The sequence below is a fragment of the Nonomuraea sp. NPDC052634 genome, from assembly GCF_040678535.1.
GTDB lineage: Bacteria > Actinomycetota > Actinomycetes > Streptosporangiales > Streptosporangiaceae > Nonomuraea > Nonomuraea fastidiosa.
Genome location: NZ_JBFATY010000006.1, coordinates 308,320 through 326,747 on the forward strand (window position 1 = coordinate 308,320; position 18,428 = coordinate 326,747).

At 72.1% G+C, this 18,428-nt stretch carries 19 protein-coding genes; 10 read left to right on the forward strand and 9 right to left on the reverse strand.

Annotation, left to right across the window (positions count from 1 at the left end; genetic code table 11):
* Nucleotides 1–2: 2 nt before the first annotated feature.
* From AB0K67_RS26670 to AB0K67_RS26690, 5 genes are read left to right on the forward strand one after another with little or no spacing between them, the layout of a single operon-like run.
* Nucleotides 3–572, forward strand: coding sequence for an SIS domain-containing protein (locus tag AB0K67_RS26670; RefSeq protein WP_364065468.1), 570 nt, complete (start codon nt 3–5; stop codon nt 570–572).
* Nucleotides 569–1,906 (forward strand): PfkB family carbohydrate kinase, encoded by a 1,338-nt coding sequence (locus AB0K67_RS26675; RefSeq protein ID WP_364065471.1) that lies wholly within the window; start codon nt 569–571, stop codon nt 1,904–1,906. The genes AB0K67_RS26670 and AB0K67_RS26675 overlap by 4 nt, the downstream gene beginning before the upstream one ends.
* Entirely contained in the window at nt 1,903–2,577 is a 675-nt protein-coding gene (locus tag AB0K67_RS26680; RefSeq protein WP_364065474.1) for an SDR family oxidoreductase, read from the forward strand. Before AB0K67_RS26675 ends, AB0K67_RS26680 begins: the two co-directional genes overlap by 4 nt.
* Nucleotides 2,568–3,440 carry a glycosyltransferase family 9 protein gene (locus AB0K67_RS26685; RefSeq protein WP_364065476.1) on the forward strand — a complete coding sequence of 291 codons (873 nt, stop codon included), beginning with the start codon at nt 2,568–2,570 and terminating at the stop codon, nt 3,438–3,440. The genes AB0K67_RS26680 and AB0K67_RS26685 overlap by 10 nt, the downstream gene beginning before the upstream one ends.
* A complete protein-coding gene (locus AB0K67_RS26690; RefSeq protein WP_364065479.1) occupies nt 3,437–4,399 on the forward strand; it encodes a UDP-glucuronic acid decarboxylase family protein in 963 nt (320 codons plus the stop codon). The genes AB0K67_RS26685 and AB0K67_RS26690 overlap by 4 nt, the downstream gene beginning before the upstream one ends.
* A gap of 182 nt (nt 4,400–4,581) precedes the next feature.
* Here AB0K67_RS26690 and mshC read toward each other — a convergent pair whose 3' ends face one another.
* From mshC to AB0K67_RS26715, 5 genes are read right to left on the reverse strand one after another with little or no spacing between them, the layout of a single operon-like run.
* Nucleotides 4,582–5,805 carry a cysteine--1-D-myo-inosityl 2-amino-2-deoxy-alpha-D-glucopyranoside ligase gene (gene mshC / locus AB0K67_RS26695; RefSeq protein ID WP_364065482.1) on the reverse strand — a complete coding sequence of 408 codons (1,224 nt, stop codon included), beginning with the start codon at nt 5,803–5,805 and terminating at the stop codon, nt 4,582–4,584.
* Between the two features lie 10 nt (nt 5,806–5,815).
* A complete protein-coding gene (locus AB0K67_RS26700; protein WP_364065485.1) occupies nt 5,816–6,466 on the reverse strand; it encodes an NRDE family protein in 651 nt (216 codons plus the stop codon).
* A gap of 32 nt (nt 6,467–6,498) precedes the next feature.
* A complete protein-coding gene (locus AB0K67_RS26705) occupies nt 6,499–7,263 on the reverse strand; it encodes an SCO1664 family protein (RefSeq protein ID WP_364065488.1) in 765 nt (254 codons plus the stop codon).
* Nucleotides 7,260–7,808, reverse strand: coding sequence for a DUF3090 domain-containing protein (locus AB0K67_RS26710; protein WP_364065491.1), 549 nt, complete (start codon nt 7,806–7,808; stop codon nt 7,260–7,262). The genes AB0K67_RS26705 and AB0K67_RS26710 overlap by 4 nt, the downstream gene beginning before the upstream one ends.
* Before the next feature lie 9 nt (nt 7,809–7,817).
* Complete coding sequence (locus AB0K67_RS26715; protein ID WP_364065494.1) at nt 7,818–8,504, reverse strand: MSMEG_4193 family putative phosphomutase; 687 nt, start codon at nt 8,502–8,504, stop codon at nt 7,818–7,820.
* Nucleotides 8,505–8,568: 64 nt separating this feature from the next.
* Between AB0K67_RS26715 and AB0K67_RS26720 the strand changes: the two genes are divergently transcribed.
* A complete protein-coding gene (locus AB0K67_RS26720) occupies nt 8,569–9,516 on the forward strand; it encodes an aldo/keto reductase (RefSeq protein ID WP_364065497.1) in 948 nt (315 codons plus the stop codon).
* A gap of 148 nt (nt 9,517–9,664) precedes the next feature.
* Complete coding sequence (locus tag AB0K67_RS26725) at nt 9,665–10,522, forward strand: hypothetical protein (protein WP_364065500.1); 858 nt, start codon at nt 9,665–9,667, stop codon at nt 10,520–10,522.
* Nucleotides 10,523–10,837: 315 nt separating this feature from the next.
* Here AB0K67_RS26725 and fabI read toward each other — a convergent pair whose 3' ends face one another.
* Complete coding sequence (fabI, locus tag AB0K67_RS26730) at nt 10,838–11,602, reverse strand: enoyl-ACP reductase FabI (protein ID WP_364065503.1); 765 nt, start codon at nt 11,600–11,602, stop codon at nt 10,838–10,840.
* A gap of 1 nt (nt 11,603) precedes the next feature.
* Nucleotides 11,604–12,299, reverse strand: coding sequence for a beta-ketoacyl-ACP reductase (locus AB0K67_RS26735; RefSeq protein ID WP_364065506.1), 696 nt, complete (start codon nt 12,297–12,299; stop codon nt 11,604–11,606).
* A gap of 77 nt (nt 12,300–12,376) precedes the next feature.
* Here AB0K67_RS26735 and AB0K67_RS26740 point away from each other — a divergent pair, with 77 nt between their 5' ends.
* Both AB0K67_RS26740 and AB0K67_RS26745 read left to right on the forward strand, forming a co-directional pair.
* Nucleotides 12,377–13,870, forward strand: coding sequence for a TldD/PmbA family protein (locus AB0K67_RS26740; RefSeq protein WP_364065509.1), 1,494 nt, complete (start codon nt 12,377–12,379; stop codon nt 13,868–13,870).
* The gene (locus AB0K67_RS26745) at nt 13,867–15,237 is read left to right on the forward strand and encodes a metallopeptidase TldD-related protein (protein WP_364065512.1); all 1,371 of its coding nucleotides are present in this window, start codon (nt 13,867–13,869) and stop codon (nt 15,235–15,237) included. Before AB0K67_RS26740 ends, AB0K67_RS26745 begins: the two co-directional genes overlap by 4 nt.
* A gap of 800 nt (nt 15,238–16,037) precedes the next feature.
* Here the strand turns inward: AB0K67_RS26745 and AB0K67_RS26750 are convergent.
* On the reverse strand, nt 16,038–16,250 hold the full coding sequence (locus tag AB0K67_RS26750) for a dodecin (protein ID WP_364065515.1): 213 nt from the start codon (nt 16,248–16,250) through the stop codon (nt 16,038–16,040).
* 98 nt (nt 16,251–16,348) lie between these two features.
* Between AB0K67_RS26750 and AB0K67_RS26755 the strand changes: the two genes are divergently transcribed.
* Entirely contained in the window at nt 16,349–16,663 is a 315-nt protein-coding gene (locus tag AB0K67_RS26755) for a DUF3099 domain-containing protein (protein WP_355429547.1), read from the forward strand.
* Nucleotides 16,664–16,969: 306 nt separating this feature from the next.
* Here AB0K67_RS26755 and AB0K67_RS26760 read toward each other — a convergent pair whose 3' ends face one another.
* Nucleotides 16,970–17,773, reverse strand: a complete 804-nt coding sequence (locus AB0K67_RS26760; protein WP_364065518.1) for an NTP transferase domain-containing protein — start codon at nt 17,771–17,773, stop codon at nt 16,970–16,972.
* Nucleotides 17,774–18,428: the final 655 nt, after the last annotated feature.

Here is an 18,428-nt window from a genome sequence, read left to right on the forward strand (position 1 = left end):
TCATGGATGCTCATCTGGAAAAGCTCTGGAACGCCCTGGAGAAGCTTGATGACCAGGCGGCCGCCGTCCGGTCGTGGGGCGGGCGGCTGGCCGGCGTGCTGTCGTCCGGCGGCCGGCTGCTGGCCTGCGGCAACGGCGGGTCGGCGGCGGAGGCCCAGCATCTGACGGCCGAGCTGGTCGGCAGGTTCAGGGACGACCGGCGGCCGTACGCGGCGATCCCGCTGCACGCCGACGGCTCCTCGGTGACGGCGATCGCGAACGACTTCGGCGCCGAGCAGGTCTACGCCCGCCAGGTGCGCGCCCACGGACGCCCCGGCGACGTGCTGGTGTGCCTGTCGACCAGCGGCGGCAGCCCGAACGTGCTGGCCGCCGCGGCGGCGGCGCGCGAGTGCGGGGTGACGGCCTGGGCGCTGACGGGGCCGGGGCCGAACGCGCTGGGCGAGCTGTGCGAAGAGGCGGTCGCCGTACCGGGTGAGACGGCCACCGTGCAGGAGGTGCACCTGGCGCTGATCCACCTGCTGTGCGACGCGCTCGAGGACGCCCTTGAGGGGGCGCTGGAGGAGACGCTGTGAAGGCGGGGCCGCTGGTCGTCATCGGCGACACGCTGCTCGACGTGGACGTCGAGGGCGTGGCCGACCGGCTCTGCCCGGACGCCCCGGTCCCCGTGGTGGACGTCTCGTCGGAGCGGGCCAGGCCGGGCGGCGCGGGGCTGGCGGCGCTGCTGGCCGCCCGCGACGGCGCCGACGTGGTGCTGGTCACGGCGGTCGGCGACGACGAGGACGGCCGCCGCCTGTGCGGGCTGCTGTCGGAGGAGCTCGACCTGCTGCGGCTGCCGCTGCGCGGCGGCACCGTGCGCAAGACCCGGATCAGGTCGCGCGGCCAGACGCTCGTCAGGCTGGACACCGGCGACGGCACGGCCCGGTTCTCCCCCACCGAGGAGGCGGCGCAGGCGGTCCTGCGGGCGGGCGCGGTGCTGGTGTCCGACTACGGCAGGGGCGTCGCCAGGATGGCCCGCGAGCTGCTGCGCGAGGTCTCCGTACCGGTGGTGTGGGACCCGCATCCGCGCGGCGAGCAGCCGATGCCGGGCTGCGCGCTGCTGACGCCGAGTGAGGCCGAGGCGCGGCTGATGTGCCCGTCCGGCTATCAGGGGCCCGATCAGGCGGCCCGCCGGCTGGTGCGGGCGCTGCGCGCCGAGGCGGTGGCGGTCACCACCGGTGAGCGCGGCGCCGCGCTGGCCGTGGCGGGCGGCCCGCTGGTCACGGTGCCGCCGCCGGTGCGGGCGGGCGGCCAGGACGCGTGCGGCGCCGGCGACCGGCTGGCGGGGGCGGCGGCGCTGGCCATGCGTGACGGCGCGGACGCCGAGGAGGCGATCACGGTGGGCGTCGGCGAGGCGTCTCGCTTCGTCGAGCGCGGCGGCGCCGCCTCGGTGAAGGTGCAGGAGCAGCGGCTCGGCGACCGGCCGCGCACCGCGCTGGAGGTGGCCGCGCTGGTCCGCGCCCAGGGCGGACGGCTGATCGCCACCGGCGGCTGCTTCGACCTGCTGCACGCGGGCCACGTGAGCCTGCTGCGGCGGGCTCGGGCGCTCGGCGACGCGCTCGTCGTCTGCGTCAACTCCGACGATTCGGTGCGCCGGCTCAAGGGCCCGTCCAGGCCCATCGTGGACGTGCGCGACCGGGTGGAGGTGCTGCGGGCCCTGGGCTGTGTGGACGCCGTGCTGGTGTTCGACGAGGACACCCCGGCGGCCGCCATCGAGCTGCTCAGGCCCGACGTGTGGGTGAAGGGCGGCGACTACGAGGGGGAGACGCTGCCCGAATCCGAGGTCCTCGGCAGGCTCGGCGCGGAGATCGTCGTGCTGAGCACGCTGCCGGGGCGGTCCACAACCAATCTGATCAGGGAGATCCAGTGAACATTCTCATTACGGGGGGCGCGTCCGGGCTCGGCCTGGCCACCGCCGAGGCGGTGGAGAAGGAGGGCTGGAAGGCGCTCGTCATCGACGTACGCGCGCCCGGCCAGCGCTTCGAGCACGTGATCGCGGACCTGGCCGACCGGGGCGAGGCCGAGCGCGCGGTGCGCGAGCTGGCCGAGCGGGCGGGCGGCCTCGACGGCGTCGTCACCGCCGCGGGCATCGACGCCTGCGGGCGGCTGGAGGACGTGCCCGCCGACGACTGGGAGCGGGTCATCAAGGTCAACCTGCTGGGGACCGCCTCGGTGGTGCGGGCGGCGCTGCCGTACCTGAAGCACACCAGGGGCACGGTGGTCACCTGCGCGTCCACGCTGGGCCTGCGGCCGCTCAGCGACGCCTCCGCCTACTCGGCGTCGAAGTTCGGCGTCGTCGGCTTCACCCGGGCGCTGGCGATCGAGCTGCGCGGGGAGGTGGGGGTGACCCTGCTCATCCCCGGCGGCATGCGGACGAGCTTCTTCGACGGCCGTCCCGAGCAGTACAAGCCGGGGCCGGAGGCCGGGCTGAACGACCCGGCGGACGTCGCCCAGGCCATCGTGTTCGCGCTGCGGCAGCCGGCCGGATGCGAGGTGAGAGAGCTCGTCGTCTGCCCGTCCACGGAGACGTCATGGCCCTAGAGCTGGTGGCGCTGCGCGGGCTCGGCCTGGGCGACCTGCTCACGGCCGTGCCCGCGCTGCGGGCGCTGCGCCAGGCGTTCCCCGATCACCGCATCACGCTGGCGGCGCCGCGGGCGCTCGGCGCGCTGCTGCCGCTCATCGGCGCGGTGGACGACCAGGTGGACGTGGCGGGGCCGGGACCGGTGCCGTTCGAGCGGCCGGACGTCGCGGTCAACCTGCACGGCAAGGGCCCGCAGAGCACCGAGGCGCTGCGGCGCACCCGCCCGGGGCGGCTGCTCGGCTTCGGTGCCGGTCCCGAATGGCAGGACGGCGTGCACGAGGTGCGGCGCTGGTGCGGGCTGCTGGAGTGGTACGGCATCCCGGCCGACCCGGCGGACCTGACTTTGGGCATCTCCGACCGTACGGGGCCGGCGATCGTGCATCCCGGCGCCGCCTACCCGGCGCGGCGCTGGCCGCCCGAGCGGTTCGCCGAGGTGGCGGCCGCGCTGGACGACGTCGTCGTCACCGGCAACGCGGCCGAGGTGCCGATCGCCACCCGCGTCGCCGAGCTCGCGGGGCTGCCGCCCGAACGCATGCTGGCCGGGCGCACCCGCCTGGCCGACCTGATCGACCTGGTCAGCCGGGCCCGGCTGGTGGTGTGCGGCGACACCGGCGTCGCCCATCTGGCGACGGCGTTCTGCGTGCCGTCGGTGGTGCTGTTCGGCCCCGTCTCCCCCATGCTGTGGGGCCCGCCGCCGGGCTGGCGGCACATCGCGCTGTGGACCGGGCACCACGGCGACCCGCACGGCGAGCGGCCGGACCCCGGCCTGCTCGAAATCGAGGTGTCCGAAGTCGTCGAAGCGGCCATGGAGGTAACGTCATGAGGGCTCTGGTCACGGGGGGCGCGGGGTTCCTGGGCTCGTACCTGTGCGAACGGCTGCTGGACGAAGGCGCCGACGTCATCTGCATGGACAGCTTCCTGACCGGCGGGCCGCGCAACGTCGAGCACCTGCTGGAGCGGCCGGAGTTCCGGCTCATCGAGTGCGACCTGACCGGGTACGTGCACGTGCCCGACCGGCTCGACCTCGTCCTGCACTTCGCCTCGGCCGCCTCGCCCGCCGACTACCTGCGCTACCCCATCGAGACCCTGCGGGTGGGGAGCGTCGGCACGCTGCACGCGCTCGGCCTGGCCAGGGAGAAGGGCTCCCGGTTCATCCTGGCCTCCACCAGCGAGGTGTACGGCGACCCGCTGGAGCATCCGCAGAAGGAGACGTACTGGGGCAACGTCAACCCGGTGGGCCCGCGCAGCGTGTACGACGAGGCCAAGCGCTTCGCCGAGTCGCTGACCACCGCCTACCGTCACGCGCGCGGGACGAACACCGGCATCGTGCGGATCTTCAACACCTACGGGCCCCGCATGCGGCCGTTCGACGGGCGGGCGATCCCGACGTTCATCCGGCAGGCGCTGACCGGCGAGCCGATCACGGTCACCGGCGACGGCTCGCAGACCCGCTCCATCTGCTACGTGGACGACACGGTCTCGGGCATCCTGGCCATGGCCGCCAGTGACTTCGCCGGGCCGGTCAACATCGGCAACCCCGACGAGCTGACCATGCTGGAACTGGCCACCCTGATCAAGAAGCTGACCGGGTCGTCGTCGGAGATCCGCTTCATCGACCGGCCCGCCGACGACCCGAAGGTGCGCAGGCCCGACACCACGCTCGCCCGGGAGCGGCTGGGCTGGCGGGCTCAGGTGCCGGCCGAGGAGGGGCTGCGCCGCACGATCGAGTGGTTCTCCGCGGAGCTGGCCGCGATCACCCGGCTCGAACGCGTCCAGGTCTGACACGCTCGTGCCCGGCCGTCCGAGGGGAAGACCGGGCACACAACGCGTCCGGGTCTGACCCTCTTCATCAAGGATCCCCAGTCCACTGCCCGACCTGAAGACGGCACCTGGATCGGGCGGCGATGTCCGGTGTGGGAGATCGCGGAAGCCCGGGCCGGGGTGGCCCGGGCGGTGCGGGTTCGTCAGAGTGCGACGCCGAGCAGGGCGTCGGTGAGGTCCTTGACGAGGGCGGGGGCGGAGGGGTCGGAGCCGGGGCGGGCGAGCGCGTCGTCGGCCCAGGCGTCGATGGCGGCCAGCGCGCCGGGCGCGTCGAGGTCCGCGGCGAGCCGCTTGCGGACCGTGGCCAGCAGGTCGCCGACCGGGGGGCCGCCGGGCAGCGCGACGGCGGAGCGCCAGCGGGCCAGCCGCCGCTCGGCCGCCTCGATCTGGTCCGGTGTGTACTCCCAGTCGGTGCGGTAGTGGTGGGCGAGCAGGACGAGCCTGATCGCCATCGGGTCGTGGGTCTGCCGCAGCTTGGAGACGAAGACGAGGTTGCCCCTCGACTTCGACATCTTCTCGCCGTCGAGACCCACCATGCCGGCGTGGGTGTAGAACTTGGCGAACGGCCACTCGCCGGTGGCCGCGTGCCCCTCGGAGGCGCCGCACTCGTGGTGCGGGAAGATCAAGTCCGATCCGCCGCCGGCGACGTCGTATCCGGCTCCCAGGTTGTCGAGGGCGATCGTGGTGCATTCGATGTGCCAGCCGGGCCTGCCGCGGCCGAGCGGCGAGTCCCAGGCCGGCTCTCCGGGGCGCTCGGCCCGCCACATCAGCCAGTCGAGCGGGTGGCGCTTGCCGGGGCGGTCGGGGTCGCCGCCGCGCTCGGCGAACAGGGTCAGCATCTGCTGCTCGTCGTAGCCGGACACCTGGCCGAACTTGGGGGCGTCGGCGACGCTGAAGTAGACGTCGCCGTCGAGGGTGTAGGTGACGCCCTTGGCCGACAGCCGGATGATCAGGTCGGCCACGCGGTCGATGATCTCGGTGACGCCGACGTACTCGCGGGGCGGCAGGATGCGCAGCGCCTCCATGTCGCCGCGGAACAGCTGGATCTCCCGCTCGGCCAGCTCCTGCCAGTCGACGCCGGTCTGCTCGGCCCGCTCCAGCAGCGGATCGTCCACGTCGGTGGCGTTCTGGGTGTAGTGGACCTCGTGGCCGGCGTCGCGCCACATGCGGCCGACGAGGTCGAAGGCGAGGTAGGTGTTGGCGTGGCCGAGGTGGGTGGCGTCGTACGGGGTGATGCCGCAGACGTACATCCTGGCCGTCGGCCCTGGATCGGTCTGCCGCACCTGCCTGGCCGACGTGTCGTAGAGACTCAGCGGAATGCTGTTACCTGGGAGTTTTGGAACGTTCTGGGCAGACCACGATCTCATGCCTTTGAGCCTATCTGTCCTGATCGGCGGTCAGGTCGGTGAAGTCGTACGTCACACCCTCAGGCGCGATGGAGACCCGCATCACCGACAGGGAGGCGAAGACGCGGCCGTCCGGCAGCTCGTGCCTGATGATGAGCGCGCCGCGGTCGTCGGACGGCGGCTCGGCGGTGAACTCGCTCCAGTCCTCGGCGGCGCGGAAGCGCGGCAGGTACGCGGCCACCCGCTCGCTTTCCGGGTCGAGGCCAGAGTTGACGACCATGCTGGTGCCCGCGGGCAGCGGTGAGGTGGTGAGCCGCTCGCCGTTCCAGCTCCACATCCGCACCTGGCCGAGGTCGGCGAGCACGAGGTGGAAGGGGTCGTAGCGGCTCAGGCCGGCGCCGGGCCCCTCCCCCGTGTACGCCGCGCGCAGCGCGAGGTCGCCCCGCGAGACCTTGGTGGTCTCATCGGCGGGCTTGCCGTGCCCGTTGAGCAGGGCGGCGGCACGGCGGGCCGCCGGGTTGACGGCCAGCCAGGTGCCGCCCGCCTTGAGGTCGCGCCCGCCGATCACTCCGGGATAGTCGGGCCAGTGCTCGCCGGGCCCCTCCCAGGGCCGGTCGGCGAACTCGTCCCTGACGCCCATGAGCGTCAGCTCCCGGCCGGTCCTCACGATCAGCGTGCACATGGGCAAAGAGTAATAAACCGGCGAGGATCGCCCTAGATCGGGGGCCAGGGTATTGCGGGCCAGCCCTCCGACGGGTAGGGGTGCACGCCGGTGTCGAGCAGCCGCCGCACCCGCTGCCAGGTGGCCTCGACCTCGGCCAGCGACAGCAGCTCGCGCAGCCGGCGGCCGAGCGGGCCTGACTCGATGTCGCGTTCGAGCTTGGCCAGCACCGCCACCGCCTCGCGGGAGAGCGGCTTGCCCCGCCACTGCCACAGGACCGTGCGGAGCTTGTCCTCGACGGAGAAGCACACGCCGTGGTCGACCCCGTAGACGTGCCCGGTGGGCAGCGGCAGCAGGTGGCCGCCCTTGCGGTCGGCGTTGTTGACCACCGCGTCGAAGACCGCCATCCGGCGTACGACCGGGTTACGGCTCTTGACCAGCCGCATGAGGTCGATCTCGCGCTCGGTGTCGATCCACAGCTGGCACATGCCGGGGCCGAAGGGCCCGTCGCGGTAGACCGTGGGCGGCACGATGCGCCAGCCGGTGGCCTGGGAGACCTCGAAGGCGGCGACCTCGCGGGCGGCGAGGGTGCCGTCGGGGAAGTCCCACAGGGGGCGCTCGCCGCGTACGGGCTTGTAGACGCAGGCGGCCTGGCGGTCGCCCAGCCTGACCGAGCAGTAGAGCGTCATGTTGGTCGCCTCGACGAGGCGGCCCGCGACCTCCAGCGTCCCTTCGCGCAGCAGCGTGAGGGCTTCCTCGTCATGCACCGGGGGCGGCGGGGCGGGCTTGACGGCCGGTTCGCTCTCGGGAGCGGTCATGAAGCCGCCTCACCCCCGCGGTAGCCGTTGAGTCGGACGCATACGTGCCCCGTGGCGTCGAGGGGCTGGCCGCACAGCGGGCACGGGGGACGGCCCGCCGCGACGATCTGGAGCGCTCGCTGGGTGAAGGCCCGCGCGGCCCCGGCGCTGATGCGCACGCGCAGCACCGAGGGCTCGGACTTGTCGAGATCGTCTTCGTCGATGACCTCCTGCGCCTCGATCACCACCTGTGACTTCTCCGCATCCCAGGTCAGCGCCATGGTTCCGACGCGGAAGTCCTCCGCGACCGGCGTGTCGAGAGGACCGTCGTCGGCCAGGTCGGCGGGCGCGAGCGCGGGCACCTGGGCGGTGCCGCCGCTGAGCCGCAGGACCTCGTCGAGCAGCTCGTCGAGCCTGCCCGCCAGCGCCGCCACCTGCAGTTTCTCCAGTGCCACCGTGGTCAGTCTGCCCTCGGCCCTGGCCTGCAGGAAGAAGACCCGCGCGCCCGGCCGCCCCAGGGCACCGGCGACGAACCTCTCCGGTGGGTCGTAGTCGAAGACCGGCATAGCCTGACCTTACGTGGTTCCGGACCCGCCGCCGACGGCGGCATCGCTCCCGGTGATGTTTTCTCCCCCGTCTTTCTCCTCCGAATCCTCGGACAGCTTCAATTCCCCCATATCGTTAATCCTGTGGACAAAGGGACGCAAGGGGGCATAGCGAATGACGGTGACGGCGGCCGGATCGGCTGTTATCCGCTGAAAGTTATCGAGGTGGAGCCCCAGCGCGTCGGCCACGATGGACTTGATCACATCGCCGTGACTGCACACGAGGTATATAGCCTTCTCCCCGAGACGTTCATTCCAGTCCCGGACCGCGGCGACGGCGCGATGCTGCATGTCCGCCACCGCTTCCCCGCCGGGGAACGTCGCCGCGCTCGGATGCGCCTGCACGACCGGCCACAACGGCTCCTCGGCCAGCTCTTTGAGCGGCCGGCCCGTCCAATCCCCGTAGCCGCACTCGATGAACCGCTCATCGACGGTCACCTCGAGTCCGCGACCTTCTGCGACGGCTTCCGCCGTTTCCAAGCAGCGCTCGAGCGGGCTGGAGACAATGGCGTCGAGCCTGACGCCCGCGACGCGCCCGGCGAGCGCGGCGGCCTGCGCCCTGCCCGCCTCGCTCAGATGCACCCCTGGGGTGCGGCCGGCCAGCACCGGCCCCGTGAGGTCCGTCAGCCCGTGCCGGACCAGAAGCAACGTGGTCATCCAGCAAGTGTCGCAGGCGTCGATCACGACGTTTCATCGGCCTGAACGGTAACCTGGCGGGATCATGGAGCAGCGCTATGTCGGCCACAGCGGCCTGTCGGTGTCCCGGTTGGGGCTCGGCACGATGACCTGGGGGCGTGACACCGACGCGGACGAGGCCGCGGCCCAGCTCCGCACGTTCCTCGACGCGGGTGGTAACCTCGTCGACACGGCCGACGTCTATACCGGCGGCGACTCCGAGCGGCTGCTCGGCCGGATGCTGCGCGACACGGTGCCGCGCTCGGAGCTGGTGATCTCCACCAAGGCCGTGGTGACGCCGCAGGGCCGCCGCCCGCGCGACGCCTCCAGGCGCCATCTCATCGCCGCCGTCGACGAGTCGCTCAACCGCCTTGGGCTCGATTACGTCGATCTGTGGCAGTTGCACACCTATGACGATGAGGTGCCGCTGGAGGAGACCCTGGCCGCGCTCGACGCGATCGTCTCCTCCGGCCGCGCCGTCTACGCCGGCGTCTGCGACTACACCGGCTGGCAGCTCGCCGCCGCGGCCGTCACCCAGAAGATGGTGCCCGGCCGCATCCCGATCACCGCCGCGCAGACCGAGTACTCGCTGCTGGCCCGCGAGCCCGAGCGGGAGCTGCTGCCCGCCGCCGCCCACCTCGGCGTCGGCGTGCTGGCCTGGTCGCCGCTCGGCCGCGGGGTGCTGACCGGCAAATACCGCACCGGCATCCCCGCCGACTCGCGGGCCGCGACACCCCACTTCGCGGACTTCGTCCGCCCCTATCTGGACGAGCGCTGCCGGCGGGTCGTCGAGTCCGTCATGACCGCGGCCGACGGCCTCGGCGTGTCGCCGCTGGCCGTGGCCCTGTCGTGGGTGCGCGACCAGCCCGGCGTCGCCTCGGCCATCGTCGGCGCCCGTACGCATGCGCAGCTCAAAGGCATCCTGCCCGCCGAGGACGTCGTGCTGCCGATAGAGATCCGAGAGGCACTCGATGACGTGTCGTCGATCGACTAGGACGGCGCGCCGTCACCGCCGGGAGGAACGTAAGCCTCCCTCGCGTATCACTAGTCGATACCGAAACGCAACTTCGGCCGCCAAAAGCCTGCGTCTTCCGCCTGATGTCCAGCAAGATTTCTCCCGGAAGCGACGCAGGAGGGGACGGATGGGGACCAGAACCGCGATCTCGGCTGGAGTTCTCGCGGTGGCGCTGGTGGCCGTCCCGGTGGGGGCTCCCGCCGCATCGGCCACCGCCCAGGACTGCACGCGCGACGGTGGCCTGCTCTCGGGGGTGACCAACACGCTGTGCGACGTCGTCCAGGCGGTCACCGGCACGGTCGACACACTGACGGGCGGCACGACCCGCAAGGTGACGGAAGGGCTCGACAAGACCACCGATGAGGTGCTCGGGCGCGTGGGCGAGGTGCTGCCCACAGGGCGGCCGAAGGCGGCCACCGACGAGGACGAGGATGAGGACGGACCGCCGTCCCGCAGGCCGGACACGCCGGAGACGGCCGGCCCGCCCGAGGGCGGCGATGACGACTGCCTGACGGCGCCGTCCTGCTCCGACCGCGGCAGCGTCGACCGGCTCACCCCGCGGCCCGACATCTCATCGGTCCCCTCCCCCACCCCCGAGCCCCCGGACGGCCTCATCTCCGCCACCGCCACCGCCCTCCCCCAGCCCCTTCCCTCCAGGCCGGAGCCGTCCAGGACCCAGCAGCGTCCTGACACGCAGCGGCCGGTGACGCAGAAGAAGACCGCGCACGCCGAGGAGCCCCGGGTCGATCTGCTCTGGCCCAACCCGTTCTCGCACGAGCTGGCCGTGCCGATGCAGGACCGCCGGGTGGTGCGGCCCAGCCCGCCGGCCTCCGACGTGATCGGCACGGTGCTGACCATCGCGCTGCTCGGGTCTGCGGTGCTGGCCACGCGGATCGTTCAGCAGCGGCGGCACCAGGGCGAGTCCACGGAGTCGATCCCCTTCGAGCCGGCCCGCGCCGGAAACGGCCGCCACCGCCTCGCCTGAACGTCCCCTCGCACGGTCACCCCTGGGCCCCAGCCCGCCCCGGTCGCTTCGCGTGAACGGCCGCTCCAGCGGGCCGCGCCCAGCCGGGCCGGAGCGTGCTCGCGCAGCCGGCCGCCGCGTCCACCAAGTGCCCCGCAGCCTCCTCACGCCGCTCTGGCGCGGGCCCTGCGCCGCCTCCGCCTGTCCCTGGGACCGCCTGCCGCCGCCCGGCTCGGGTCGCCCCGCGCGGCCCTGAAACGTGCGAACCCCGGCCCTGAAACGTGCGAACCCCCGGCCCGACGGGCGGGCCAGGGGTTCGGACGGTGGCAGGGGCGGTCAGCCGCCGATGGCGTGGACGCCGCCGTCGACGTGCACGATCTCGCCGGTCGTCGCCGGGAACCAGTCGGACAGCAGCGCCACGCACGCCCGCGCGGTGGGCGTGGTGTCGGCGAGGTCCCAGCCGAGCGGCGCCTTCTCCGGCCAGCTGTCCTCGAACTCCTTGAAGCCGGGGATCGACTTGGCCGCCATCGTGCGCAGCGGCCCGGCCGCCACGAGGTTGACGCGGATGTTGTGCTTGCCGAGGTCGCGGGCGAGGTAGCGGTTGCAGGACTCGAGCCCGGCCTTGGCCACGCCCATCCAGTCGTAGACCGGCCACGCCTTGGAGGCGTCGAAGTCGAGGCCGACCACCGCGCCGCCCTCCTTCATCAGCGGCAGGCAGGCCACGGCCAGCGACTTGTAGGAGTACGTGGAGACCTGCAGCGCCGTGGCGACGTCCTCCCAGGAGGTGTTGAGGAAGTTGCCGCCGAGCGCGGACTGCGGGGCGAAGCCGATGGAGTGGACGACGCCGTCGAGCCCGTCGACGTGCTCGCCCACGCGGTCGGCCAGCGTGTCGAGGTGTTCGGTGTTCTGGACGTCGAGCTCCAGCACCGGCGCGGGCTCGGGCAGCCGCTTGGCGATGCGCTCGACGAGGCTGAGCCGGCCGAAGCCGGTCAGCACGACCGTCGCGCCCTCCTCCTGGGCCAGCTTGGCCACCGCGAACGCGATCGACGCGTCGGTCAGCACCCCGGTGACGAGGATCCGCTTGCCGTCGAGAATGCCCATGTCAGTGCCCCATTCCGAGTCCGCCGTCGACCGGGATCACGGCCCCGGTGATGTAGGAGGCGTCGTCGCCGGCCAGAAAGCGCACGACGCGCGCGATCTCCTCGGGGGCCGCCTGCCGCCCGAGCGGGATGTTGGACACGATGGCGTCGTGGTCGAGCCCGGCGGTCATGTCGGTGTTGACGAAGCCGGGCAAGACGACGTTGACGGTGATGTTGCGCGAGCCGTACTCGCGCGCCAGCGAGCGGGCGAAACCGACCAGGCCCGCCTTGGAGGCGGCGTAGTTGGCCTGACCGGCCTGGCCGGTGAGGCCGATGACGGAGGAGATGAGGATGATCCGGCCGCGCTTGAGCCGCATCATGGGCCTGATGGCCCGCTTGGCGACGCGGTAGGCGCCGGTGAGGTTGGTGTCGATGACGTCGGTGAAGGTCTCTTCCTTCATCATCGCCAGCAGCGTGTCCTTGGTGATGCCGGCGTTGGAGACCAGCACCTCGACGGGACCCTGCTCGGCCTCGACCTTGTCGAAGGCGGCCTCGACGTCGGCGGTGCTGGTGACGTCGCAGCGCACGCCGAACAGGCCCTCGGGCGGCTCACCCGATCGGTACGTGACCGCGACGGCGTCGCCTGCCGCGGCGAGTTCTCGGGCGATCGCGAGGCCTATGCCGCGATTGCCCCCGGTGACGAGTACAGAGCGTGCCATGACACCTGACGGTATCTCCTACCGGCGGGTATCCGCTTGTCCGGGTGGCACAAGATCACAGGGTTAGGATCGTGGACATGCGCCAGATCGATTCCGACTTCCTGGAGCTGCCGCTGCGGCAGCTCGCGGACGCCGCTCTGCAACGCGCTCGCGACCTCGGCGCCGAGCACGCGGACTTCCGGCTCGAACGCATCAGGGCCGAGTCCCTCAGCCTCTACGACGCCCGGCTCGAAGGTTCCATGGACGCCGACGATCTGGGCTACGCGGTGCGCGTGGTCAAGAACGGCACCTGGGGCTTCGCCTCCGGCATCCACCTGACGCCCGAGGCCGCCGCCAAGGTGGCCGAGCAGGCCGTACGCGTGGCGGAGGTGAGCGCCCCCATCAACAGGGAGCGCATCGAGCTGGCGCCCGAGCCGGTCCACGCCGAGGCGGTGTGGGTGTCCGACTACGAGATCGACCCGTTCGAGGTGGCCGCATCCGACAAGGTGAGCCTGCTCGCCGACTGGTCGGCCGGGCTGCTCAAGGGCGCCGACCACGTCTCGGCCCGGCTGCTGCAGGTCAAGGAGCAGAAGTTCTACGCCGACACGGCCGGCACCGTGACCACCCAGCAGCGGGTGCGGGTGCACCCCACGCTCAACGCCATGAAGGCGGCCGAGAACGGCTTCGACGACATGTCCACGCTGGCGCCTCCGGCCGGCCGCGGCTATGAGTACCTGACCGGCGGCCACTGGGACTGGCAGGGCGAGCTGGCCAGGCTGCCCGAGCTGCTGGCGGAGAAGCTGGCCGCGCCCTCCGTGGAGGCCGGCGAGTACGACCTGGTCATCGACCCGTCCAACCTGTGGCTGACGATCCACGAGTCGATCGGCCACGCCACCGAGCTGGACCGCGCGCTCGGCTACGAGGCCGCCTACGCCGGCACCAGCTTCGCCACCTTCGACCAGCTCGGCGAGCTGGTCTACGGCTCGCCCATCATGAACGTCACCGGCGACCGCACCGTCACCCACGGCCTGGCCACCATCGGCTACGACGACGAGGGCGTCCAGACGCAGAGCTTCGACATCATCAAGGACGGCGTCCTGGTCGGCTACCAGCTCGACCGGCGCATGGCGCTGATGAAGGGGCTCGGCCGCTCCAACGGCTGCGCGTTCGCCGACTCGCCCGGCCACATGCCGATCCAGCGCATGGCGAACGTCTCGCTCGCACCGGCCCCCGACGGGCCGTCCACCGACGACCTGATCGCGGGCGTCGAGCGGGGCATCTACCTCGTCGGCGACAAGAGCTGGTCGATCGACATGCAGCGCTACAACTTCCAGTTCACCGCCCAGCGGGCCTACCGCATCACCGGCGGCCGGCTGGACGGGCAGATCAGGGACTTCGCCTACCAGGCCACGACCACCGACTTCTGGCAGTCGATGGAGGCGGTCGGCGGGCCCGGCACGTACGTGCTCGGCGGCGCCTTCAACTGCGGCAAGGGCCAGCCTGGACAGGTCGCGCCGGTCAGCCACGGGTGCCCGTCGGCGCTGTTCCGCGGCGTACGGATCCTCAACACGGTGCAGGAGGGCGGCAAGTGACGCCTCAGGAGATGGTGGAGAGGGCGCTGGAGCTCTCCTCTAACGACGGCTGCGTGGTGCTGGTGGACGAGGGCTCCACCGCCAACCTGCGCTTCGCGGGCAACACGCTGACCACGAACGGCGTCGCGCGCTCGTCCCGGCTGACCGTCATCTCGATCGCGGGCGACAAGGCCGGCGTGGTGTCGCGCTCGGCCGTACGCGACGACCAGCTCGCCGACGTGGTGGCGGCGGCCGACGCGGCGGCGCGCGAGGCCCAGCCCGCCGAGGACGCCCGGCCGCTCGTCGAGGCCGGCCCCGCCTCACCCCACTGGGCCGACGAGGTGGTGCCGACCGACATCGAGGCGTTCGGGCGCTTCGCGCCCGCTCTGGGGGAGGCGTTCGCGGCGGCGGAGGCCGGCGGCAGGAAGCTGTACGGGTTCGCCGAGCACTCGCTGACCTCCACGTTCCTCGGCACGTCGGCCGGCGTGCGGCTGCGCCACGACCAGCCGACCGGGCGGCTTGAGGTCAACGCCAAGTCCGCCGACCTCAAGCGGTCGGCGTGGGCGGGCGTGTCCACCGAGGACTTCACCGACGTCGACGTCTCCGCGCTCGGCTCGTCGCTGGCGCAGCGGCTCGAATGGGCGAAGAACCGCATCGAGCTGCCCGCGGGCCGCTACGAGACGCTGCTGCCGCCGAGCGCCGTGGCCGACCTGATGATCTACATGTTCTGGTCGGCGGGCGCGCGTGACGCGCTCGACGGCCGTACGGTCTTCTCCAAGCCGGGCGGCGGCACCCGCGTCGGCGAGCAGCTCGCCAGGCTGCCGGTCACGCTGACGAGCGACCCGGCGGCGCCCGGCATCGGCTGCGCGCCGTTCGTGACGGCCCACGCCTCCAGCCGGGAGAGCTCGGTGTTCGACAACGGGCTGCCGCTGTCGCGTACCGACTGGATCAAGGACGGCCGGCTTGAGGCGCTGCTGCAGACCCGCCACTCGGCCGAGCTGAGCGGGCTGCCCGTGACGCCCGCCATCGACAACCTCATCATGGCCGGGCCGGACGACGCGGCCTCGCTCGACGACATGATCGCCTCGACCCGGCGCGGGCTGCTGCTCACCTGCCTGTGGTACATCCGCGAGGTCGACCCCCAGACGCTGCTCCTCACCGGGCTGACCCGCGACGGCGTCTACCTCGTCGAGCACGGCGAGGTCGTCGGCGAGGTGAACAACTTCCGCTTCAACGAAAGCCCCGTCGGCCTGCTGGGGCGGATGACCGAGGTGGGCGAGGGGAGCCGCACGCTGCCCCGGGAGTGGAGCGACTACTTCCAGCGGGCGATCATGCCGGCGGTGCGGGTGCCCGACTTCAACATGTCCACGGTCAGCCAGGCGAGCTGACACGCGTTTCAGACGGGCCTTTCGGCCTTGTGGTTCTCGCGCTCGGACGGGTCTGCTACGCCCGCCCGAGCGCGGGCCGTCTTCGCTCGCGTTCGGCCGAGGGCTCAGGCTCCGTCGAGGGAGCAAGTTCGATCGAGGGCTCGGGTTCGGTCGAGGCTCGCGGCGCGGCTTGCCTGGGCCTGCTCGGGCCTGCTCGGGCCTGCTCGGGCCTTACGCGGCTTGTTCGAGCCCCGCTTGGGCCCCACGTACACTGCACGGGGCTGTTCGGCGCAAGGGCTTGTTCGCGGCACGGGCCCGTTCGACTCCGCGCGCGGCTCAGCCGGGCTGGCGGCGCCGTTCCTCGCGCCTCAGGCGCGCTCGCTCAGGCCTCAGTGCGCTTACGCAGGTTAGGCGCGGGAGGGCTCAGGCCTCAGCCGCGTTCGCGCAAACCTCAGGCGCGGGATCGCTTGAGGCGCGGCCGCGCTTGCGCCGGCCGCAGGCGCGGATCGCTTGGGGCTCAGGTGCGGATCGTGTCGCATATGGGGCGCGGCGCGGCCGCGGGACGTTGCCTGTAACGCTGTACGCCTCTCCTGCGCCCGCAGGCCTTCCCGGCCGCCCGCACGCCTCCCCTGTCGCCCCGTACGCCTCTGGCGCGTCCACGCCCTCTCCCCCGCCTCCGGAAGGCCTCACCCCGCGCCCGCGCGGCTTCTCGGGGCTCTGGGCGGCCTGCTCCGGCCTTCACGAGGCTCTCGTACGGTCTTGGGCGCCGGAGCGGGACACGTGGGCGCGAGAGGGCGTGAGGGGGGCTCACGCAGACGGGCTCAGGCGTCTTCGAGGCGGAAGCCGACCTTCATGCCGACCTGGAAGTGGGCGACCTCGCCCGCGTCGAGGTGACCCCTGATCTCCGTGACCTCGAACCAGTCGAGGTGCCGCAGCGTCTCGGAGGCCCTCTTGAGGCCGTTGCGGATGGCCTGGTCGACACTCTCCCCAGAGGTTCCGACGATCTCGGTCACCCGGTACGTGCGATCCGTCATCTCCACATCCTCCTTACTAGAAGGCCATGGTCGCATGACCCCCTGTCCCCGCCGGGGCACGGTCAGGAGCTCGGCATGGCGGGACTACCGTGGAAAGCATGAAGGGGTGGCGCAGGAAGCCGGAAGTCCACCAGGTCACGGACGCCAAGCCGTCGCTGTCGGCGGACATCCACAAGCGGGAGATCAGCTATCTGATCAAGATGGGGATCCGCACGATCTGCCTGATCCTGGCGGTCGTGGTGCCGGTCCCGTGGCCGTACCGGCTGCTGTTCATCGCCGGCGCGGTCTTTTTGCCATACATAGCCGTAATCGGGGCCAATGAGAGGGGGAACCCTGGTCCGCCGCCTACCTTTCAGAGCCCGGAGGCTAACCAAACCGAGATACCGCTGCATCGACGCGAGATCGGGTCGTGACTAACTCTTGACGCATCCCATGGGTTGTAGGTGTACGCTTTAGCCAAGCGCTCCGGTCCCCCGTCGGAGTGCTGGTGCCGGCGTTCCGGGCCCCCGTCGGAACGCCGATGATGCGACGCCGGGTGGTTTGCCCCCGTAACCACCCGGCGTCGCCCTTTTCCCGGGTCGCGTTTCGATCAACGCGCGCCATCGGCCCCGGTTCGATAGGGCGGCTTTCCCGAAATCGTTTACACTCGCCCCTCCCCCGTTATTCACAGGAAATCTTCAGGTTTGGGGCGAGCTTGACTTCAAGAGTTCGTTCGAGTGTCAGTCGTCTGTCAGGGTCTCTTGGGTGGCGCGGCTCCAGTTCTTCGCCAATGTGGTCAATCGGGCGACGGCGTCTTCCGGGGCGGTGCCCGCGCCTTGAGCGAGCCCGAGCAGGTAGGCGGTAAGCGGCGCGGCGGGCCTCGCCACGCCGTGGGCGACCTCCTTGGTGAGGTCGAGGATCTGGTCGCGGTCCACCCTGGCCGGGTCGATGCCCAGCTCCTTGCAGGCCAGGACGGTCCATTCGTGCAGCACGTTCATGCGAGCCTCCTCCAGGTCGTCCATTGTGTCGCAGTCGAACCAGGGGCGCCCGGGCAAGGTGAGCCGGGCGCGTACGAGCGGGGCCAGCACGCCCCTGAGCGAACGTCCGTCGTAGGCGGCCATGCCCGCCTTCAGCCCGGCCGCCGGCCACGCGCCCGCCAGCCACTGCTCCCGTCCGCCGTCGTCGAGCAGGATGGCGCCGCCGCCCGCCTCCCGGGCCGCTTCGAGCAGCGCCGCCACGTGGCCAGGCCCCATGAACGGGAGATCTCCGGCCAGCAGGACCAGCCATCGGGACGTCACGTGGGGCAGCGCGGCGGCGAGCGCCGGGACCGGGCCGCTGCCCGGCGGGTTCTCACGGACGTACACGACGCCGGGGACGGGACGGCGCTCCGGGCCTGCCACGACGACGGTGCGGGCGCCTTCGACCGCCGCGATGACGTGCTCGATGAGGGACCTGCCGCCCACGGTGAGCGCCGGCTTGTCCGCGCCACCCAGCCGCCTGGCCCGCCCACCGGCCAGGATCACCGCATCGAACCCCTCGCTCACAGCCCCTCCCTGCCCGGTTTCGTGCTCTGGGAAGCCGCCCCAGCATCGCACGGGATGGCCCCGTGATCGTCGGAGGCCGGCCCAGGACCGAAGAGCGCCTGACCGCCGGGCCTCGCCGCCGCGCTCGCGAAGGCCATCGGAACGTCAGTCTCCCTCGCAGCGCAAAAGCTCCCTCGCAGCGCGAAAGGCACTACGCGCGTCAGGCACCAGCGCCATGCGCTCGGAGGACGCCCCGCGCGTCGCTCACCGCCGCCTCGGATACGAAGGCGGCCTGCACCTCAGGCTCTCCCGCGACGCCCACGTCCGGGGCGCCCGCCTTGAGTACCGGGCACCCGGAGCCGGAGGGCACCTGACACCGTCACCCGCCGTCGGCCCGATGGCGGCAGACGCCTGCGCGCCGGACGCTGTGACTGTGGTGGAGGGTGCGCCAGGCGCCGCCGCCATGGTGGAGGGCGCCCCGCACACCGCCACCGTGGCGGAGAATGCGCCAGGCGCCGCCGCCGCAGCGGAGGACGCGCCAGGCGCCGCCGCCATGGTGGAGGGCGCCCCGCACACCGCCACCGTGGCGGAGAATGCGCCAGGCGTCACCACCGCAACGGAGGACGCGCCAGGCGCTGCTGCTTTTGCGGCGGACGCTCCGATTTCCGGACCGTCT

Bases quoted from the DNA above. Each gene is read 5' to 3' on its own strand.
- AB0K67_RS26670 (WP_364065468.1), top strand. From the start codon at position 3: ATGGATGCTCATCTGGAAAAGCTCTGGAACGCCCTGGAGAAGCTTGAT.
- AB0K67_RS26685 (WP_364065476.1), top strand. From the start codon at position 2,568: ATGGCCCTAGAGCTGGTGGCGCTGCGCGGGCTCGGCCTGGGCGACCTG.
- AB0K67_RS26690 (WP_364065479.1), top strand. From the start codon at position 3,437: ATGAGGGCTCTGGTCACGGGGGGCGCGGGGTTCCTGGGCTCGTACCTG.
- mshC (WP_364065482.1), bottom strand. From the start codon at position 5,805: ATGAGATCGTGGTCTGCCCAGAACGTTCCAAAACTCCCAGGTAACAGC.
- AB0K67_RS26700 (WP_364065485.1), bottom strand. From the start codon at position 6,466: ATGTGCACGCTGATCGTGAGGACCGGCCGGGAGCTGACGCTCATGGGC.
- AB0K67_RS26705 (WP_364065488.1), bottom strand. From the start codon at position 7,263: ATGACCGCTCCCGAGAGCGAACCGGCCGTCAAGCCCGCCCCGCCGCCC.
- AB0K67_RS26710 (WP_364065491.1), bottom strand. From the start codon at position 7,808: ATGCCGGTCTTCGACTACGACCCACCGGAGAGGTTCGTCGCCGGTGCC.
- AB0K67_RS26715 (WP_364065494.1), bottom strand. From the start codon at position 8,504: ATGACCACGTTGCTTCTGGTCCGGCACGGGCTGACGGACCTCACGGGG.
- AB0K67_RS26720 (WP_364065497.1), top strand. From the start codon at position 8,569: ATGGAGCAGCGCTATGTCGGCCACAGCGGCCTGTCGGTGTCCCGGTTG.
- AB0K67_RS26725 (WP_364065500.1), top strand. From the start codon at position 9,665: ATGGGGACCAGAACCGCGATCTCGGCTGGAGTTCTCGCGGTGGCGCTG.
- fabI (WP_364065503.1), bottom strand. From the start codon at position 11,602: ATGGGCATTCTCGACGGCAAGCGGATCCTCGTCACCGGGGTGCTGACC.
- AB0K67_RS26735 (WP_364065506.1), bottom strand. From the start codon at position 12,299: ATGGCACGCTCTGTACTCGTCACCGGGGGCAATCGCGGCATAGGCCTC.
- AB0K67_RS26740 (WP_364065509.1), top strand. From the start codon at position 12,377: ATGCGCCAGATCGATTCCGACTTCCTGGAGCTGCCGCTGCGGCAGCTC.
- AB0K67_RS26750 (WP_364065515.1), bottom strand. From the start codon at position 16,250: ATGACGGATCGCACGTACCGGGTGACCGAGATCGTCGGAACCTCTGGG.
- AB0K67_RS26755 (WP_355429547.1), top strand. From the start codon at position 16,349: ATGAAGGGGTGGCGCAGGAAGCCGGAAGTCCACCAGGTCACGGACGCC.